Genomic DNA, 17,917 nt, shown 5'->3' with positions numbered 1-17,917 from the left:
TCCGCGACAACTCAAGCATCACCGAGGGAGTCGACACCCCCGCATCAGCCACAGGACCTGCGTCAGGCGTTTGGGGGACCACATCGACTTCCGGCACGTTGATACAGGCCCAAAGCAAGGAACAGAACCACACTGACAGGAGTCGGATGAATCTCATGTATCTGGCTTTCGGATGCAGCAGCCGTTCCCAGCAAAAGTGGACTTTGCTGCCACCAAAGGCCTGGATAATCGATGACTTACAGGGCGGGAACAGGACGCTCCAACCCGAGGCACGCCACGCCTTGGACCCTGGGTCCAGATAGATGGACTCCCTGTCCGACCCTGTGCGCTCCAAGCTTCAAAAGACGACACCCCTATGGAGACGCGCTCCATAGGGGTGCAGTGCTGAGGCTCAGCCCAGCATCAACCGATGTATCGCAAGCTCACGGGACCGGCGGCTGCACAGCCATGCCCCGGACGGACAGATCCGTCGAGAGGGGCTGCCCCCAGATGTTCTCGTAGGTGCCATTGATTCCACGGCTACCCAACGTCGAGAAACTCACTTGCAGCGGAGCCGTGCTGGGAGTCAGTGCTACCGAACCCGCGTACACGAAGTAATAACGGGTGCTGTAGTTCGACGGCCTGATTCCGAAAACAGGGGTTTCAGCAGGCGTGCGGGTCTGCACCGGACGAGTAGGCTCGTCGATGTAAAGGTCGAACCCGATGGGGTACCCAACCTCCCCCACGGCATCTCCAGGGGCACCACTGTTGTTGATATCCGCGTCGAAGAACACCTGGACAGCCTGTCCCGAGAAGAACGTGCGCGCGATGGGGTGCGTGAAGTTGATGTAGACGATCTCACCCGGATTGAGGGTCGGCGTTCCAACGGTAGAGGTCTCCTGGTAGCGAGCCTCCGCGATGGCCGTCGCCTGCTGCGGACCGGTCGCAGCACCTGCGAAGAAGTAACCCACGGTGCTATAGAGCGAACCGCCCTCCGCGGAGACCGCGCGCACGTCCAGGTTGTACTCCTTGCCCTCCACGGTGGACCCGGGATTGATGGTCGCGCTGTAGCCACCGTTGTTCACGGTCGCCGTCACGCCCAGCGACTCCCGCGCGTACTCATCCGTCATGCGAACGAGCAGCGAACCCTGCTGAATGGGCTGGTTGAAGAACAGGTGGATGAGCTCGCCCGGGCGGACCAGGTTGCGAAGAGGATGGAAGTCAGCGCCGCCGCCACGGAGGCTGGCCACGTTGCTGCTCTCGATGCTCAGCGGCACGTTCTGCGGCCGCGAGTACGGCAGGCTGATGAGCCGCGTGGTGCTGTTGGCCACCACCTCGGCCCCATAATACGTGCTGACGTAGCCCCCCGTCTCCGGGATGCCGTCACCGTTGGCGTCCATGGGCGACACCCACAGCTTGTACTCGCCGTCGCCGTTGCGCAGGCGCGCCAGCTCAGAAGCGCTCGGGATGCCCGTGAAGGTGAGCAGGCCCTGCTCGTTCGCGGTCGCCTCCACCACCACGGAGCTCACCATCGACGAGGACGCATCGCCGTTGGAGATGGCACCCACCGGCGTGGCCTCCAGCGTCGCCCGAACGCCCGCCGCGGGACGGCCCTGCGGCGTCACCACCAGGAAGTTCAGCGTGCCGTCCAGCCGCGCCAGGGTGATGGGGCCGAAGCTCGCGTTGCCGTTGTTGATGGGGACGTTGCCCGCGGACGAGGGAACCTGCGCCGTCGCGCGCAGCGTGGCATAGCCCGCCTTGGAGAACGTCAGCAGCACGTGCGAACCGGCCGGGACGTTCTTGTAGGTGAAGTTGCCCTTCGCATCCGAGACGGCCGACACCGGCTCCGCCGAGCTGCCGATGGTCATCTCCACCGTGACCTCGGTCAGCGGCCGCAGGTCCGTGCTCAGCACCTGACCGGACACCGTGCCCTTGGGATTGGCCGGCGTCACTACCGTCACAGTGTCCGGTTCGCGCACGCCGTCCGCGATTCCGTCTCCGTCCGCGTCAACCAGGTCGTCTCCACAACCGAACGCCAGGAACGGAACCACGGCCATTACCAGATGCTTCTTCATCATCCCCGCCTTGAAAGAAAAGTCCCCAAGTATCGCCGCCTCAACACTTCATGAGGCGTCAGCCGGACACTCTCCGACACTTGCCCGTTCCGTCAAGAAGCCCCCCCCTGATTCAGAGCGGGTTCTCATCCGCCGAGACGCCCGGAGCCGGGTGTGTCACGGATCACTCGGAGAACCCAGTATGCCCTCATGGACATGAGTCACCGTTGACCCGATGACGTGACCCACCCGGGCTTTCCCCGGACTGCTAGCGTGAGCCCATGCCGGATGTCTTGGATGTGAATGCCCCATGTCTCGGCTGCGCCATCGTGCGCGGTGAGACACGACCCGTGGGAGGCGTCATCGCGCGCGCGCCGGGACTGGTGCTGCATGGCGTGGCGGGCCCCAGCCCCGTGCCCGGCTGGGTCGTCATCTCCAGCGCCCGGCACGTGCGCGCCTGGTATGACCTGGAGCCGGACGCGGCGAGCGAGCTCGGCCCCTTCGCCGCCCGGGTCATGCGCGCCCAGCGCGAGGTGCTCGGCGCCGAACACGCCTACGCCTTCGCCATTGGCGATGTGCTGCGCCACTTCCACCTGCACCTCGTCCCCCGCTATTCGCAGACGCCGCAGCGGCTCTGGGGCCGGGCCGCCTTCGACGCCCCCGCCTCCGACCACCTCCCCGCGCAGGAACTGGAGGCCGCGGCGCAGGCGCTCGGCGCCGCGCTGGCGGGCTGAAGCCCGGGCCCAGGGCCACCCTCGCGTGATAGAGACAGCGGCCTCCCCTCCCGTCGAGAGGTGCCGCCTTGTCGCCCGAGCCCCGCAACCGCGTCCTTGAGAAGATGCTTGAGCGGCTCTACGCCGCGCTCGCATCCGGCCCCAGCCTCAACAGCCGGCCGCACAACAGCCGCCAGCGCGTGGACCTCGCCACGCTGAGCCGGCTGGATGGCACCGCGCCCCACACCTTGCTGGCCGCCCTGCTCGGAGAGAAGGCCCAGGCCCGGCTCGTGGTGAAGCCACCGCCTCCCGAGGCTCGCCCGCGCAAGGGCTCCGCCCAGGCCCGCGCCGCTCGCGCCCAGGACGACGATGCCACGGGGACGGATGCCGACGACATGCTGGACACGGCGCCCAAGGCCGCGCACGCACTGGACGAAAACCACTTCCCTTCCCGCGACGTGGCTTCCGACGCCGCGCTTCCGCTGGACAACCCCCAAGGGCCTTCCCGCCACGCGCGTCCCGACAACGCGCCTCCGCCGGATGAGGCCCCCGCGCCTTCCCGCGCGGAGGAGGAACAGCAGGACCTGCTCCGCAAGCTGGCCACCATCGTCGAGGACGCCCGTACCTTCGAGCAGGACACCGGCGCGCACGTCCTTCACGTGGGCTTTCCCCTCCTCCACCTGCCACCGGGAGCCAAGGACAAGCGCGGCTTCGGCACCCGGCGAATCCTGGCCCCCATCGCCTTCATCCCCGTGCGGCTCACGCTCAAGAAGGGCCGCGTGCCGTCGGTGGAGCTGGAAGGCGCCGAGGCCGGCGTGGACCGCGTGGCCCCCAACACCGCGCTGCTCGCCTGGCTGGAGCAGCAGACGGGCCAGCGGCTGGGCGACCTCTTCGCGGATGAAGCCGGCGAGGACCCGTGGCGCGAGCTGAACGAACTGGTGGCCGCCGTGTGCAAGGCCATGGAGCTGCCCGCGCCTGCCCCCTTCGCGCCGGAAACCCTCCTGGCCGCCATTCCGCGTGGCGACGATGCCCAGCCCCAGGCAGCCATCCTCCCCAGCGCCGTGCTGGGTCTTTATCCCCTGTCCAACCAGAGCCTCGTGGACGACATGCGCGCGCTCCTGGACGGAGAGCCCCTCTCCGGCCCGCTGGAGAGCTTCCTCCGCGTGGATGTTTCTCTCGGCCTGCCCCCGGGACACGGCGGCGGCGAGCCCAACCTGGAGGGACTCAAGCGAGCGGGCGAGGAGCGGCTCGTCACGCTCGCGGACCCGTGCCAGGCGCGCGCGGTGCGACTGGCACGCAGCAGCCGGGGGCTCGTCATCCATGGGCCTCCGGGCACGGGCAAGTCGCAGACCATCGCCAATGCCATTGGCGACCACCTGGCGCGCGGGGAGCGCGTGTTGCTCGTCTGCGACAAGCGCACCGCGCTGGACGTGGTGAAGCACCGCCTGGACCACCTCGGCCTGGGACACCTGTGCGCCGTCGTCCATGACGCCCAGCGGGACCAGCGCGACCTCTACATGGGCATCCGCGAGCAGCTCGACACGCTGCCGGAGACACGGACCGACGCGGCCGTGGCCAGGGAACTGTCGCGCATCGACGCGGAGCTCCAGTCCCTCCATGACGAACTGACGGCCGCCGACCGCGCCCTCTCCGAGCGCCCCGACGGAGGCACCGCGCCTTCCTTCCACGAACTGGTGGGCCAGTGGTTCTCCGTGGAAGCCCCCGCCGCGCTCACGCCCGCCGTGTCGAGTCTCTCCGACGCACGGTTGAGCGACGTGACGACGCGCGAGCGCGAGGTGCGCGAGGTGCTGGAGCGCGGCGGCAAGGAGGGCTATCCAGAGAACCCCTGGCGCGAGGCCCTGGGCACGGACCTCGCCACGTACCTGGCGACGCCGATGGCCACCTACCGGGAGCGCCTGAGCGCCGTCGACAGCGCGGCGCGGGACGCGGATGCGCTCGCGTCACCGGACGTGCCCGTCTTCGGCGCGGACCCTCGGGCAGAGGGCGCGGCGCGCGCCGCCTTCGCGGAGAAACTGGCGCCGCTGCTGGAGTCGGCCCGTCCGGACATCCTCGCGCGCTGGGCCGCTGCGACACCGGACGGGGTCCAGGCCGCGCGGACACAGCTCGACGGGCTGGCGGCACAGCGGCAGGTGCTCGCGGAGGGGCCGCTGGACGCGGAGCTGGCGCTGGTCCACCGCGAGCAACCCCAGGCCTTGAGTGTGCTGGCCACCGCGATGGCCGCGCTGGGCTCGTACCTGGACATCGCTCGCAAGTGGTACGCGTTCTTCTGTTTCGCGCGGAAGGCCGGGGCGCGCCGGGTGCTTCAGCAGTTCGGTCTGACGCTGAGCATCCTCGCTGCGGAGCGCGTCACGCGGTTCTTCACGGGCGTGAAGGCCCGCGCGCTGCTCACCGAGTACCACCGCACCACGCTCGTCCCGGGCGACACCGCGACACTCACCGACGAGTCCCTGTCCCAGACGCTTCGCACCCACGCGGCGCTCTTCGAGCTGCTGCAGGAGTTGGAGCGCACGCCCTTGCTCGCGTCGTGCCGGGACGCGGTGCGGGCGGCCCTGACGGCGGACGCGGGGTCTCGCGCGGCACTGCTGGCGGGCCTGCGACTGTCCGCGGCCCGAGGAGACGCCGTCGCGCGGCTGGAAGCTCGGCTCGCCGAAGCGGGGCTTTTCTCCGCGCCGTGGCTCGACTCGCGCTCGCGTGGGCTGCGCTCGGGCGAGCGTTTGGCATCCGTCACCACCGCCCTGGTGTCACGACTCCCCACCGTGGAAGGTCTGCTGCGCATGCGCGCGGTGCTGACGGGCATGCCTCCGGCGCTGGAATCCGCCGTGGAGCGGCTGGCACGCCAGGGCGCGGAGGCAGAGGCCGGCTGGCGCGCGGTGCTGAAGGCGACGCTGGCGGCGGAAGCCTCCGCGCGACTGAGGGAGGCTCCGGCGCTCCAGCACATCGACGCCGAGCGCGTGCGCACCACCCATTCGCACTACCGCGTGCTGGAGGAGAAGAAGCGGGTCCTCGTGCGCGACGCCCTGGTTCACCGCTGGACGCAGCGCCAGCGCGAGCGGCTGCTCGCGGGCACGGGCGGCCGGCTCAACGGGCAGGGCGCGGAGCTCCGCCGACGGCTGATGCTGCGAGGAGAGCGCGCCCTGCGCGTGCGTCAGGTCATCGCCACCGGTCAAGGCATCGAAGGGGGCGACCCGCTCTTCGACGTCCGCCCCGTGTGGATGGCCAGTCCACAGACCGTGGCGCAAATCTTCCCCCGCCGCCCCATCTTCGACGTCGTCATCTTCGACGAGTCCTCGCAGTGCCGGTTGGAGGAGGCCCTGCCCGTCCTCACCCGCGCCCACCGCGTGGTCATCGCCGGTGACCCGAAGCAGTTGCCACCCACGCGCTTCTTCGAATCCGCCGTGGTGCAGAACGCGGAGCAGGAGGCCGAAAGCGAGCAGGGCCTCTTCGAGGAGCAGCAATCCGAGGTGGAGGACCTGCTGTCGGCGGCGCTCAACCTCGACATCGACCAGTGCTACCTGGACGTGCACTACCGCTCACAGAACGCGGACCTCATCGCCTTCAGCAACGACCACTTCTACGACAAGCGGCTCCAGGCCATTCCCGCGCACCCGTCCCACAGCGTGCCCCACGCACCATTGCGGCTGCTCCCCGTGGGCGGCACCTACGAGAAGCGCACCAACCTGGTGGAGGCTCGCGCCGTGGGCTCTCTGGTGAAGGAACTGCTCTCACGGCCGCAGCCACCGTCCATTGGCATCGCGTGCTTCAACCTCAGCCAGCGAGACACCATCAACGACGTCCTCGATGAGATGGCCGCCAGCGATGCATCCTTCGCGTCGAGGCTGGCCGAAGCGCGCGTGCGCAGGGGCTCGGGCTCGTTCGAGGGGCTCTTCGTGAAGAATCTGGAGAACGTCCAGGGCGACGAGCGCGACCACCTCATCATCAGCACCACCTACGGCCCCGACCGGCACGGCCGCTTCTACCGGCGCTTCGGTCCGCTGGGCAGCGCGGGCGGAGGCCGGCGGCTCAACGTGCTGGTGACGCGAGCCCGGGAGCAGATTCACCTCGTCACCTCGATTCCGCGCGAGTCCTACCAGTCCGCGCCCCCCATGGAAGCGGGCCGGCAGCCCAACGGCGGCTGGCTGCTCTTCGCCTACCTGCGATTCGCGGAGGCCCTGGAATCGGCCTATACCCAGGAGGCCCGCCGCGAGCCCGAAGACACCCTGGCCCAGACGCAGCGGCCCGCCGAGACAGCGGAGGTGTTCGTGCGGCCCACGGACGCGGGCTCGGCCTTCGCGCAGGCCCTGGCCGGACACCTGGCCACGCAGCACCGCGTGTCCTCGGAGGTCCACTGGGGCAATGACGGCTTCTGCGTGGACGTCGCGCTCCGGCACCCCACCCGCCCGAGCGACGTCACCGTCGGCGTGCTGTGTGACGGCACGCGCTACCCGAAGGCCGCGGACCGCGTGGAGTGGGACCTCTTCCGCACCGGCGTGCTGGAGGGCCAGGGCTGGCAGCTCGTGCGGATGTGGACGCCCTCCTTCTTCCGCGACCCCGAGGGCGCCACCACCCAGGTCCTCCAGGCCGCGGGCGACAAGTTGATGCGCGAGCCCTCCGCCTCGCCCCAGGAGGCCATGTCCGCGCGGGGCGTGGTGCACTGAAGCGGAGGCGACGTCACGTCACCTTCGCCTCCGGCAGCCACAACACGCCGAGCTCCAGCTCCAGCGCCTCAAAAGGCTCGGCGCGGACGCGCTCGTTGTCCGACCACGTGCCCTGCTCGAGCCACTGGCCCCCGCTCAGCCGGAACACCTCCAGCGTCCGAGCCTGGGGGTCCACAAGCCAGACGTGCCCGACGCCCTCCCGCGCGTAGATGCGCTTCTTGCGCGAGCGGTCCAGGGCAGCCGTGGAAGGCGACAGCACCTCGCATACCCAGTCCGGTGACAGCGTGAAGTAGGGCGTATCCGGGACTTCCGGCATCCGGTCCCGACGCCAGCCCGCCAGGTCCGGAACCAGCACGTCCGCGCCGAGGTGCAGCTCCGGCTCATCCAGCAGATGCCACCCGCCAGGCCCACCGCGTCCTCGCTCGAAGGGGCTGTACAGCTCGCCGCCCAGCCTGAAGCTGGCCCGCGCATGCCGACTGGCCGGCCTCGGCTGAGCAATCAGTTCCCCGTCGATAATCTGCCCTACCTGGTGTTCCGGCAGCGCCACCAGGTCCTCGTACGTCGCCGGGCGCTTCGTCTCGTGGCCCATTCCCGTGTCCCGTTCCTCTCTCACCGCGCCCGCTGACGGCTCCTGAATCATGGCCCCCGCCTCCCCGGAGTGGAACCCCACTCCTCGTTGCATGTCCAGACCCGACATTACCCATCAGGTCCGACATCCAACGCCCAACCCATATGCCCCCATGGACCTCTCACGCCAGAGAGGGAAGAATGCTTGGCGTCCCATGCGTTCCTCCCGTTCTTTCGCGTTCGTCCTCTCGATGTTCCTCCTGTCCGCGCCCGTGCTGGCGGACAACAACGCGGATGAAGCGGACATCGCGTTCGAGCTCGGCAACGATGCCTATTCCAAGGGGCAGTACGCCGAGGCGTTGCGCTCCTACTTCACCAGCTACCGCCTGGTGCCCAACCGGAACGTCCTCTTCAACATCGCCCGCTGCTTCGAGGCGCTGGGCAAGTTCAACGAGGCGTACCGCTACTACAACGACCTGCTCACCGAGGACCTGCCCAAGGAGGACGCCGCCGAGGTCTCCCGCTCCGTGGACCGACTCCGTCCCAAGGTCGCGCTGGTGCGCGTCACCACCAACCCCAAGGGCGCCGACGTCTACGTGGACCGCATGGACCTGGGCAGCCGGGGCCGCTCTCCGCAGACGCTCGCGCTGACGCCCGGCCGTCACAAAATCATGGTGAAGAAGGACGGCTACCGCGCCACGGAGGCCACGCTCACCCTGGTGCGCGGCCGTGAGACGGACCAGACCTTCGACCTCACTCTCATCACCGGCGGCGTGGAGGTGACGGGCATGCCGGAGGGCGCAGAGATTCGCGACGCCCCCAACGGGAACATCCTGGCCCGTGTGCCCGGCCGCGTGCGGCTGCCTCCCGGCCAGCGCGTGCTGCACGTGCGCGCCCCCGGCTATGCGCCCAGCCAGTACGTGGTGGACGTCCCCGCCGACGGCAACGTGCCTGTCGCCGTGGCGCTGCGTCCCCAGGACCGGCCCACCGGGCGGCTCGTCGTCACCGCCAACCGCGACGGCGCCACGGTGCGCGTGGATGGCAAGCCCGCCGGCTTCACCCCCACCGTCGTCACCCTCCCCGAAGGCGAGCACACGCTGGAGGTGGAGAGCCGCGAGGTGCGCCCGCTCCGCCAGACGGTGAAGGTGGTGGCCGAGGAAGAAGTGAAGGTCCACGCCGAGCTGCGCTACGCGCCGCCTCCGGTGCGCGCCGCATCGAAGAGCCTGGTCGCCGTCGACGAAGCGCCCGCCTCCACCACCGTGCTCACACAGGAGGAGCTGCGCGCCTTCGGCTGGCGCACCGTCGCCGAGGCCGTGGCCGGTGTGCGCGGCTTCTATCTCACCGACGACCGGACCTATACGTACATGGGCGTGCGCGGCTTCTCCCCGCCGGGCGACCTCAACACGCGCATCCTCATCCTCTGGGATGGCCACTCCATGAACGACGTCTGGGCCGGCCAGGGCTTCGCCGCCCGCGACCTCAGCGTGGACATCCATGAAGTGGAGCGCATCGAGGTGGTGCGCGGCCCTGGCAGCGCCCTGTACGGCACGGGCGCCTTCTTCGCCGTCATCAACGTGGTCCCCCGTGAGTCGCTGGGTTCGGACAAGCACCTGGAAGTCACGGGCGCGGTGGGCGCGCTCGGCACCACACGGGGACACGCCACCGCGTCGTGGGAGGACGGAAACCGGTCGGTGCTGGTGAGCGCCGGCGCCTTGACGTCCACGGGCGCGGACACCACCCGGCTGGGCACCAACGGTCCCATCATCACCGGGCTGGACGCGGAGCGCGCTGCCGGTGGCTCCCTCCGCGCCCGGCTGGGCGACCTGTCCTTCCAGGCCCAGTTCAACGTGCGCAACAAGGAGCTGCCCACCGCGCCCTATGGCACCGTGCCCGGCACGGAGGGCAACTTCGTGCAGGACCTGCGCGCCTTCGCCGAGGCCCGTTACGAGCGCCAGTTCACCGAGCGCTTCAGCCTGTCCGTGCGCGGCGCGTTCGACGTCAGCCGCTACGAGGGCACCTACGTCTACCCGGAGGAGGACGGCGGCGCCCGGACCGAGGGCGGCGCGGCGGACTGGCTCACCGGCGAGGCCCGCGCGCGCATCGGCCTGTTCGAGGGCAACGTCTTCACGCTCGGCGTGGAAGGCCAGGCGCAGCTTCGCGTCCGCCAGGACGCCGGTGATTTGCCCCTGGAGACGCAGGCGCGCACGCTGGTGTCCGCGTACCTGCTCGACGAGTGGAAGATCCACCCGCGGCTGAGCGTGTCGGCCGGTCTGCGCCTGGACAAGTACGTGGACCTGGACAGCACGCCCATCACCCCGCGCCTGGCCGTCATCGCCCGGCCCTACGAGCGGGGCCTCACCAAGCTGGTGGCGGGTAACGCCTTCCGCGCGCCCAACGTCTACGAGCTCTACTACGCGGACGGCATCTCCCAGGGCGCGGCGCTGAACCTGCGGCCGGAGACCATCACCACCTTCGAACTGGAGCACTCGCACGACCTGACGGACGAGCTGCGCCTCACTGTCGCCGGCTACCACAACCGCATCTCCAGCCTGGTGCAGCTCACCGCGGAGGACTCGGCTTCAGGCGACTGCGGCACCGCCGCCTGTCTGCGCTTCATGAACACCGACGGCACCACACTCGCCTGGGGCGCCGAGGCCGGCGTGCACTGGCAGCCGGGCCGCTGGCTGATGGTGGACGTGAGCTACTCCTACGTGACGCTGCGCAACGCCTCGGAGGAAGTGGCCACCGCGGCGCCCGCGCACCTGGTGGCGGGTCGGATGATGCTGCCCATTGGCGCCGGCGACATGCGCGTGGCCACCCAGGCCATCTACCAGAGCGCCCGGCCCACCGGCCCAGGCGGCGCGGACAGCGGCGAGGCACTGCTGGTGGGCTTCGGCCTGTCGGGTGACTACGGCCCCCTGCGCTACTTCGCCGGCGTGCACAACCTGCTGGACGCCCGTTACTCGCTGCCGGTGTCGGACGAGAACTCCATCGCACCCGTGCCCCAGTACGGCCGCACCTTCACGCTCCAGCTCACGGGGACTTTCTGACGTGACGGCCGGCGCCACCTTCACCTTCGTCCACCCCGGGCATCCGCTCTACACGGGCGAGCTGGAGCTGCGCTTCCGCGTGCTGCGCGAGCCGCTCGGCTACACCCGTGACGACGTCGCCTTTCCCTTCGAGGCGGACAGCCTGCACCTGGTGGCGCACCAGGAGGAGGTGGTGCTCGGCTGCGTCCTCTTCAACCCCGAGGACGCCCACGGCGGACGGCTGTTCCAGATGGCCGTGGCCTCCCACCTTCAGGGGAAGGGGCTGGGTGCCCGGCTGGTGCGTACGCTGGAAGTGGAACTGGCGCAGCGTGGCTTCACCCATGTCCACCTGCACGCGCGCGCCCCAGCGGTCCCCTTCTATGAGCGGTTGGGCTACGCCGTCTTCGGCGACCCCTACACCGAGGTGGGCGTCCCCCACCGCAACATGCGCAAAACACTCGGGGCCTAGCGGACCTACGAGCGCCTAGACCTCCTCGAACTCTGCTCCCGTGACGTTCGCGCGCTCCATCGCCCTCTTGATGTCCTCATTCACGCCTCGGCTGATGTGGTCGGGTTCCAGAGAGAGCCGAGAAGCTTGAGCACCGCCTGGGGCCGCGCACGATAGTAGGTGAGCCCCAAGCGTAACGAGTCCTGAAGCTCGGTCATCTCGTCGAAGAGAAGGTTGTGAGTGGTGCGTCCGCGCAGAGGGCGCCACAGCCGCTCAACAGGCTGAAGCTGCGGGCTGTAGGGTGGCAGCCGATACAGCGTCAGGTGAGGGTAGCGCCGCAAAGCCCAGTCCACGGGCCGCCCCCGGTGCCAGGGCGCGTTGTCGATGACAATGACTACCTCCGGGTACTCGTCGGCTGGGTAGGCGCGGGCGATGTCGAGCAGGTGGTGCGCAAAGGCCACCTGCATCCGCTTCGTCTTGGACAGGCCGTCCTTGCGGCGAGTGCCAACGCAGCTGCCAGAGAGGCGGTTGGTCACCGCACCGGTGATGACGTTGATGGCGGCAAACGTGTGCACCACGTCCTTGCAGTCGTGGGCACCACGACGGGGCGTTCTCCCTTGAGTCCCAAGGTGGCCGTCAGAGTAGGAACCATGGGGAAGCGTCCCTCGTCTTGGCTCAGCAGGACAATGACGCCTCGCTGGGCCTGGCGTTTTTTTCCCTCAACTCCTCGAGCGCCCTCTGCTGGCGTGCAGCATCGGCCCGCAGGAAGCGGTAGGTGGGCCGGTAGGGGCGCACGCCACGGCGGCGGCAGAAGTCGCCCATGGCCGTCTCACGCACTCGGATGCCCGTTCGCTGGTACAGGAAGTCGGCCAGGGCCGCATGAGTCCAATTGGCGCGCTTGAGGCCGCACGCCCTGGGCCCCTTGCGCACCCAGTCCAGGATGAGGGGCGCGAGCGCCTCGGGAATCAGGGGCGTTCTGCCCGGCGCCCACTGAATCTTCAGCCCGTCCAGGCCCCCTGCCCGGTAGCGCGCCAGGAAGCGCTGGACGTTGCGCACCGTACCTTGAAAGGGGTGCGCTTGAGCCCCCTTGGGGCACACGCCTGCCCAGGCCGCGCTCCCATCAGGTGCGTGGCAGCCGCACCGCTGGCGCCCGTCCTCCGCCTCCGCACCCGACTCATCCTGAATCCACGCAAGCCTCTGCGGTCAGGCACTCATGTGCGCGGCTACCACGCTGCGCGAGCGGATGCGTGCACCCGCTGCACGCCGACCGTCGGTCGGTTACCCCCTTCAAGGGCTCTCGGCACGTCGCTCGCCGGACGGTTACGGCGATGAAGCCCATCGGCTGCCCCCTCTCACGCGACCTCTACCTTGACGCTCACCAGGAGGCTCGACCCATCTCGGGTTGCCCCCGAGGAGCCTCCCCTTTCCTCTTCGTCTCTGCTCGCCAACGACACACTGACAGGAACACTGGAGTTGCCCCCGTCAAATCGGACGGCTCAGGGATGAGAGTTAGCAGTACGGAACTCGTGGGGTGACTTCATCTTCAGCCCGCGGTGCGGGTGGCAGCGGTTGTAGTCGTCGAACCAGAGGGGCAATTGGGCGAGGACGTGTGAGGCCGAGGGCAGTTCGTTGACGTAGACGTAGTCGCGCTTGAAGGTCTTCACGAAGGACTCGGCCATGCCGTTGCTCTGGGGGGAGTAGGCGGGCGTGGTGCACACCCGCAGGCCGAGGCTGAGGCCGAAGTCACGGGTGTCCTTGGCGGTGTAGACGGGGCCGTTGTCAGACAGCCACTCCACCGGGTGAGGCGCCTTTGAGATGCCCGGGCCGAAGCGGGCTTCGAGCGTCTCGGCCATGAGGTCCTGGATGGTGAGCGAGGTGGGAGGCTGGGCGGCGGCCTGGAAGGCGATGGCCTCCCTGTCGCAGCAGTCGAGGCTGAAGGCGACGTGAACGACTTCGCCATTCCAGCAACGCACCTCGAAGCCGTCGCTGCACCACCGCAGGTTGGACTTGAGGGTGACGACCTGGCCCTCATGAGTACGCGTCGGCTTGCCGGTATGCCGTTGCAGCAGCAGGCGGCCTTGGCGCATGAGACGGTAGACGCGCTTGTGGTTGAGGGCGGGCCTGCCCTCCTGGCGGCGCTGCCGGTTGAGGACGGCGCCGGCTCGGCGGTACCCGTAGGTGGCGCGTTGGCCGACAACGGCCTTGAGTTCCTCCAGCGCCTGGTGGTCGGCATCGGTGTCGGTCGCCCGGGGCCGCCGAGGTCCCGGAGTGCGCATCAGGTTGGAGCGAGAGACGCCCAGCACCCGAGACACCGCACTCACAGCATGCCCTCCAGCTTCGACAAGGCCGCGGGCGACAGCAGTTTTTTTTCGCGCGCCAGGGCAATCGCGTCCCGCAGGATTTCCACCTCCTGCGTCTTCTTGCCCAACATCCGCTGCAACTCGCGCACCTGCGCCTTGAGTTGCTGCATCTCGGACTCGGGCACCACGGCCTCGCCGGCCTTCAGCCCCGACACGCTGCCGGCCTCCTTCAGCTGCCTCCAGCGGAACAACTGGCTGGGGTTGACGCCGTACTTGCGCGCCACCAGCGACACACTGCTGCCGGGCGACTCTGCCTCGGAGAGCATCCGCAGCTTCTCCTCTGCCGAGTAACGGCGCCGCCGTCCTCCTGGCTCGGCACCATCCGCCTCCGGGGCGACCTCTGTCGTCTTCTTCTCCATCATCAGACTCGCTTTCTAGCCGAACGAGCCTGTCCGACTCTTCAGGGGGCTACACCAAACACGACCCGCTCCCGAGCAGCCCCTCGGCACCACAACGTGCCATCAGCCCGTCCCCTGGTCGGGTCGCCGTGAAGCATCTTGGCACATGCGATTGACATGTCAGCGGCGAGGCTGACACGTCAATCCCATTCACCGGGCCTGGTGGAAATCGTCACAACTGCTCTGCCGTCAGCCTTCTCGGCTGCCACGCCATGCGAAGCCTCCTGCCTCCTCATCGCGTAACCTCCTTCACCCTTCGGTGATTTCCCTGAAGGGGATTAGGGCTTGGCGGACTTCCTCCACGCTCGCGGCTGGCCTGCCGCTTCATCTCCTCTATGCTCCATGAAGGCGTGTGCTAGAGCGCACTCATGCGCGTGATTCTGATGCTGTCAGTGGGCCTCACACTTGCCTGTCAGACTTCGCCCCCTGTTGCGCCTTCTGAAAGGCGCACGGCTTCCCCTCCACTTGAAATCACCCTGGCAAACGACTCAGTGCCTGAGCAGAAGACACGCGAGCAACTCCGCCGTTTACTGGAGAAGTTCGAGGTCGACCCGTGGATTTATACGAACACGGTCCGAGTCAATGAGAGGTCCATTCCTCACAGCCATCCCGTGCTGACGCTCCACACGCGGCATCTCGACAATGACATGCACCTGCTCTCGACCTTTATACATGAGCAAATGCACTGGTTCCTCGACGCGAACAGAACGAAAACCGAGCGCGCGATGGCGGCCCTGCACGGGCTGTATCCGACCCTACCGACAGGATTCCCCGAGGGAGCAGTGGACGTGGAGTCGTCCTATCTCCACCTTCTCGTCAATTACCTGGAGTACGCCGCCCTACAGAACACCGCCGGGAAGGAAACAGCGAGGAGCGTGTTCGACTTCTGGGCGAACGACCATTACCGGGCGCTCTACCGCATCGTCCTGAAGGATGAGGCCCTAATTCGTGAGGTCGTGGCGCAGCACGGTTTGATGCCTGAAGGCCTTTGACCCGGCGGAGACTCCGCTCCTACATACTTGTGCCTACCCGAAATTCGGTCGCTGCGTCATGGGTGCGCCAAGGCCACATTCGGCAGCGCGTCGAGGCGAGTGAGCGAGGCGCGCGAGAGGGCATCGGCAGCTCAGTGTATCCGCCGAGGCGACAACTTCCCTGACATAGGGGCCCGGTGGTACGGCCGCTCGGGAATGCACGGCATCGCGCCAGTCCGCGCCGCGTAGTGCAGCGCGGAGAGAAAGCGAACAGCCATGCCCCGGCAGCCTCCGCTTCATGGCGGGAGGGGCAGCAGGCCATTTCCCGACCCCGGCATGAGTTTTTGTAGGTGGACAATTCCAATTTCCGGGAGGAATTAGCATGAGGAAGCTTGGATATGGACTACTCGTCACCACGGGACTTCTTATCGGCACACTTGCTGAAGCCCAAGGGACTTCCCAGCCACCGTCCGCGGGACGCCAAGCGGATGACTCGACACGGCAACAGCCAAGCTGCGCCTGTGGGATGATGGGCAGCGGCATGATGGGCCAGGGAATGGGCGGCGCGGGAATGAACTGCCCCATGCGCGGAATGGCGGACGTGCAGATGGAGCAGACGCAAGAAGGGGCCACTCTGCACCTCACCGCAAAGAACCCCAGTCAGGTCGAGGACGTCCAGCGCATGGCGGAACGGATGCAGCGCTGCATGAGCGGAAGCGGCGCCCCGCAGCAGGGCCAACCGGCCTCGCCCCGTCAGCAACAACGCTGAGCACGGCGCGTCGTTCCCCGGTCTGAATAGCGGCGTTCCAGTCCACGGTCTCGCTGTGGGCAATGAACGCACTCTTGAGAGACACGCTCACGGCAGGAAGCGGCGAGCCGCTGCCTCCTCCGCCTAAAGCCCCTGTCCGAAGTGACCCATCGCCTTACGGTAGCGCTTCAGCTCGTTACGGAAGGCGTCAGGCAGATCGGCGCCGGGGCGGTGGCATCTGCCCACGCATCGCCCTGATTTCCGTGTACCGGGCCTCACCACTCACCAAGCTGCTGGAGAGCATGTCCCGACCCGCGCGCCCCAGCCCCCGCAGCACGTCACCGGCCTTCTCTCCCCGCACCGGGAAGCCTTCCAGCTCCAGGCCTCGTCGCTTCAGCTCCTCGCGGACGGCGGCCATGGCGCCCAGCGTCTCCCCCAACTGCTTGTCACGGGCCAGCCGCTGCACCACCTCGCGCAGCTCGTCGTCGAAGGCCGAGTGCAGAACGAAGAAGGCGAACACCTCGGCATACGGCACGCCGTACTTCTCGGTGGCCGTGACGAGGAAGGCCGCGCGCTTGCGGCCGAGGACTTCCGAGGCGTGCTCGTCCAAAGGGAATCATTCGAAGTAGACTCGTCACCATGAATCTCACAGGGTGGTGTCTGGGCAGCCTGCTCGTCATCGTGGCCCAGGGTCCGCGAGTTCAGCCCGGCCGAAGCCTGCCCAGCGCGTGCTGACCTGGAACGTCGACGGTGTCCCGCAGCGGATGACGGTGTTGCAGGACGATGGGCCTGTCCTGCCGAGCAAAGAGCCGGATACACGCATCGACATTCTGAGTGTCATCGGACCGATGGTGACAACCCGGTTCATGCAGACGTGGATGGGCGACTCGGGCGGATACATCACCGAGTCCATGCGGGTGGAATATCGCGGGAAATATCGCTTTTCGCTGGGTGAATACCTGGAGGAAACAAGACAGGGAGGGCGGGTCCTCGCAGCGATACTCAAGGTGCCGGATATTCCATCGAAGGAGCGCTGTCCTTCCCCCTCGATGGTGAAGGAGCAGCCCTCCTTCACGAAGGGCCGAGAGCAACTCCTCACGGCGGGCTGTGCACATCCGAAGTGGCTCACGCTGGAGCCGGAGGCATTCTCCATCCTGAACTGGGATGACGAGGACAAAGTCCTGCTGGCCATCCAGACGTTCCATCCGGAAGGAATGCGCTCGTCGAATCGGATGGAGCGGGTGGACGTCTGGCTGACGGCACCTCCGGAATGGAAGCCCTGGCTGGAGGCTGCACGCCGCGGCGAGGGACTGTTCGAAGACCAGCGGGATGACTGGGTGAGGCGGCTTTCACCGCGGGAACTCGCCACCGTACGTGCACGTGTGACGAAGCTGAAGCATACGGCTCGCCGAAAGTTCATCGCGGAGACGGTGTACCGAGCGCAACAGGCACCTCTGAGCGCGGCGGACCTGGTGGATGAGTTCTTCCCGGAGCCGAAGGACGGGGGATTGGACCTGGACACTCAATGGGCGTGGTCGGACCGGGTGCTCTACCTGCGACACACGCCCCGCTGCCGCAAGGCCGCAGAGGTGGTACTCCGTGAGCAGTGGGCCCCAGAGACAGCGAAGGCCATTGTCTTCAATCTCACGCAGTGTGGAGGCTTCTATGGGCAAGCGCCTCCGAAAGGCTGCGTGGAGCACGCCGCCCCGGCCTCCTGTATCAAGCCCTGGGTCGAGGCCCAGCAAGAGCAAGAACGGAGCGCCAGTCAGTTTTCCCCGGTGAATGACCGCGAGGGCTCTGCGCCCGCGGAATGACGCGCTAGGCTCTGTCTGATGAATTCAGCAAGGCCGGTTGTTGGCCTTCGTGCATAAGTCCCTGAATCACAAGGGATTTTGCCTCGCGGTGATGAAGAGGGCGCTCTCTGCCCTCTGCCCCCAGAGCGAGATGCCCGCCCTTCGCCGCCGCCAAACGGGC

Annotated in this window: 12 protein-coding genes and 1 pseudogene; 7 read left to right on the top strand and 6 right to left on the bottom strand. The window is 67.8% G+C overall.

The features are described 5' to 3' along the window. Nucleotides 1-422 precede the first annotated feature (422 nt). A complete protein-coding gene (locus tag BHS09_RS02705) occupies nt 423-2,057 on the bottom strand; it encodes a carboxypeptidase-like regulatory domain-containing protein (RefSeq protein ID WP_140797078.1) in 1,635 nt (544 codons plus the stop codon). A gap of 257 nt (nt 2,058-2,314) precedes the next feature. Here BHS09_RS02705 and BHS09_RS02700 point away from each other — a divergent pair, with 257 nt between their 5' ends. Together BHS09_RS02700 and BHS09_RS02695 are read left to right on the top strand one after the other, a co-directional pair. Further along, a complete protein-coding gene (locus tag BHS09_RS02700; protein WP_140797077.1) occupies nt 2,315-2,767 on the top strand; it encodes an HIT family protein in 453 nt (150 codons plus the stop codon). Between the two features lie 68 nt (nt 2,768-2,835). Further along, nucleotides 2,836-7,422 (top strand): AAA domain-containing protein, encoded by a 4,587-nt coding sequence (locus BHS09_RS02695; protein WP_140797076.1) that lies wholly within the window; start codon nt 2,836-2,838, stop codon nt 7,420-7,422. A 13-nt stretch (nt 7,423-7,435) separates the two neighbouring features. On the opposite strand, the gene BHS09_RS02690 is transcribed toward BHS09_RS02695, so the two are convergent. After that, the gene (locus tag BHS09_RS02690; RefSeq protein WP_140797075.1) at nt 7,436-8,062 is read right to left on the bottom strand and encodes a Uma2 family endonuclease; all 627 of its coding nucleotides are present in this window, start codon (nt 8,060-8,062) and stop codon (nt 7,436-7,438) included. A gap of 142 nt (nt 8,063-8,204) precedes the next feature. Between BHS09_RS02690 and BHS09_RS02685 the strand changes: the two genes are divergently transcribed. Together BHS09_RS02685 and BHS09_RS02680 are read left to right on the top strand one after the other, a co-directional pair. Then, nucleotides 8,205-11,039: a TonB-dependent receptor domain-containing protein gene (locus BHS09_RS02685; RefSeq protein WP_237080156.1), complete on the top strand. Its 2,835-nt coding sequence runs from the start codon at nt 8,205-8,207 to the stop codon at nt 11,037-11,039. A gap of 1 nt (nt 11,040) precedes the next feature. Next, nucleotides 11,041-11,487, top strand: a complete 447-nt coding sequence (locus tag BHS09_RS02680) for a GNAT family N-acetyltransferase (protein ID WP_140797073.1) — start codon at nt 11,041-11,043, stop codon at nt 11,485-11,487. An 80-nt stretch (nt 11,488-11,567) separates the two neighbouring features. On the opposite strand, the gene BHS09_RS02675 is transcribed toward BHS09_RS02680, so the two are convergent. The 3 genes from BHS09_RS02675 to BHS09_RS02665 form a co-directional block, all read right to left on the bottom strand. Continuing rightward, entirely contained in the window at nt 11,568-12,044 is a 477-nt protein-coding gene (locus tag BHS09_RS02675; RefSeq protein ID WP_140797072.1) for a transposase, read from the bottom strand. A 97-nt stretch (nt 12,045-12,141) separates the two neighbouring features. Continuing rightward, entirely contained in the window at nt 12,142-12,522 is a 381-nt protein-coding gene (locus BHS09_RS02670; RefSeq protein ID WP_161604848.1) for a helix-turn-helix domain-containing protein, read from the bottom strand. Between the two features lie 440 nt (nt 12,523-12,962). Then, a protein-coding gene (locus BHS09_RS02665) for an IS3 family transposase (protein ID WP_418764033.1) occupies nt 12,963-14,185 on the bottom strand; the annotation gives its coding sequence in 2 pieces (ribosomal slippage) (nt 12,963-13,808 and nt 13,811-14,185; 1,221 coding nt in all). Between the two features lie 407 nt (nt 14,186-14,592). Between BHS09_RS02665 and BHS09_RS02660 the strand changes: the two genes are divergently transcribed. Both BHS09_RS02660 and BHS09_RS02650 read left to right on the top strand, forming a co-directional pair. After that, nucleotides 14,593-15,216 carry a hypothetical protein gene (locus BHS09_RS02660; protein WP_140797071.1) on the top strand — a complete coding sequence of 208 codons (624 nt, stop codon included), beginning with the start codon at nt 14,593-14,595 and terminating at the stop codon, nt 15,214-15,216. Between the two features lie 361 nt (nt 15,217-15,577). Further along, the gene (locus BHS09_RS02650; protein ID WP_140797070.1) at nt 15,578-15,964 is read left to right on the top strand and encodes a hypothetical protein; all 387 of its coding nucleotides are present in this window, start codon (nt 15,578-15,580) and stop codon (nt 15,962-15,964) included. Nucleotides 15,965-16,169: 205 nt separating this feature from the next. Here BHS09_RS02650 and BHS09_RS02645 read toward each other — a convergent pair. Continuing rightward, nucleotides 16,170-16,556: pseudogene (locus BHS09_RS02645) on the bottom strand (hypothetical protein); the annotation flags it as partial. A 253-nt stretch (nt 16,557-16,809) separates the two neighbouring features. Between BHS09_RS02645 and BHS09_RS02640 the strand changes: the two are divergent. Continuing rightward, nucleotides 16,810-17,757 (top strand): hypothetical protein, encoded by a 948-nt coding sequence (locus tag BHS09_RS02640; protein ID WP_140797069.1) that lies wholly within the window; start codon nt 16,810-16,812, stop codon nt 17,755-17,757. Nucleotides 17,758-17,917: the final 160 nt, after the last annotated feature.

Origin of the sequence: Myxococcus xanthus (assembly GCF_006402735.1) — a bacterium.
Lineage (GTDB): Bacteria > Myxococcota > Myxococcia > Myxococcales > Myxococcaceae > Myxococcus > Myxococcus xanthus_A.
This window is presented reverse-complemented; position numbering and strand designations above follow the sequence as displayed.

Excerpts from the sequence above, each read along its gene's own strand:
- BHS09_RS02660 (WP_140797071.1), top strand. The coding sequence starts at position 14,593 with ATGCGCGTGATTCTGATGCTGTCAGTGGGCCTCACACTTGCCTGTCAG.
- BHS09_RS02700 (WP_140797077.1), top strand. The coding sequence starts at position 2,315 with ATGCCGGATGTCTTGGATGTGAATGCCCCATGTCTCGGCTGCGCCATC.
- BHS09_RS02640 (WP_140797069.1), top strand. The coding sequence starts at position 16,810 with ATGCAGACGTGGATGGGCGACTCGGGCGGATACATCACCGAGTCCATG.
- BHS09_RS02685 (WP_237080156.1), top strand. The coding sequence starts at position 8,205 with ATGCGTTCCTCCCGTTCTTTCGCGTTCGTCCTCTCGATGTTCCTCCTG.
- BHS09_RS02705 (WP_140797078.1), bottom strand. The coding sequence starts at position 2,057 with ATGATGAAGAAGCATCTGGTAATGGCCGTGGTTCCGTTCCTGGCGTTC.
- BHS09_RS02690 (WP_140797075.1), bottom strand. The coding sequence starts at position 8,062 with ATGATTCAGGAGCCGTCAGCGGGCGCGGTGAGAGAGGAACGGGACACG.
- BHS09_RS02650 (WP_140797070.1), top strand. The coding sequence starts at position 15,578 with ATGAGGAAGCTTGGATATGGACTACTCGTCACCACGGGACTTCTTATC.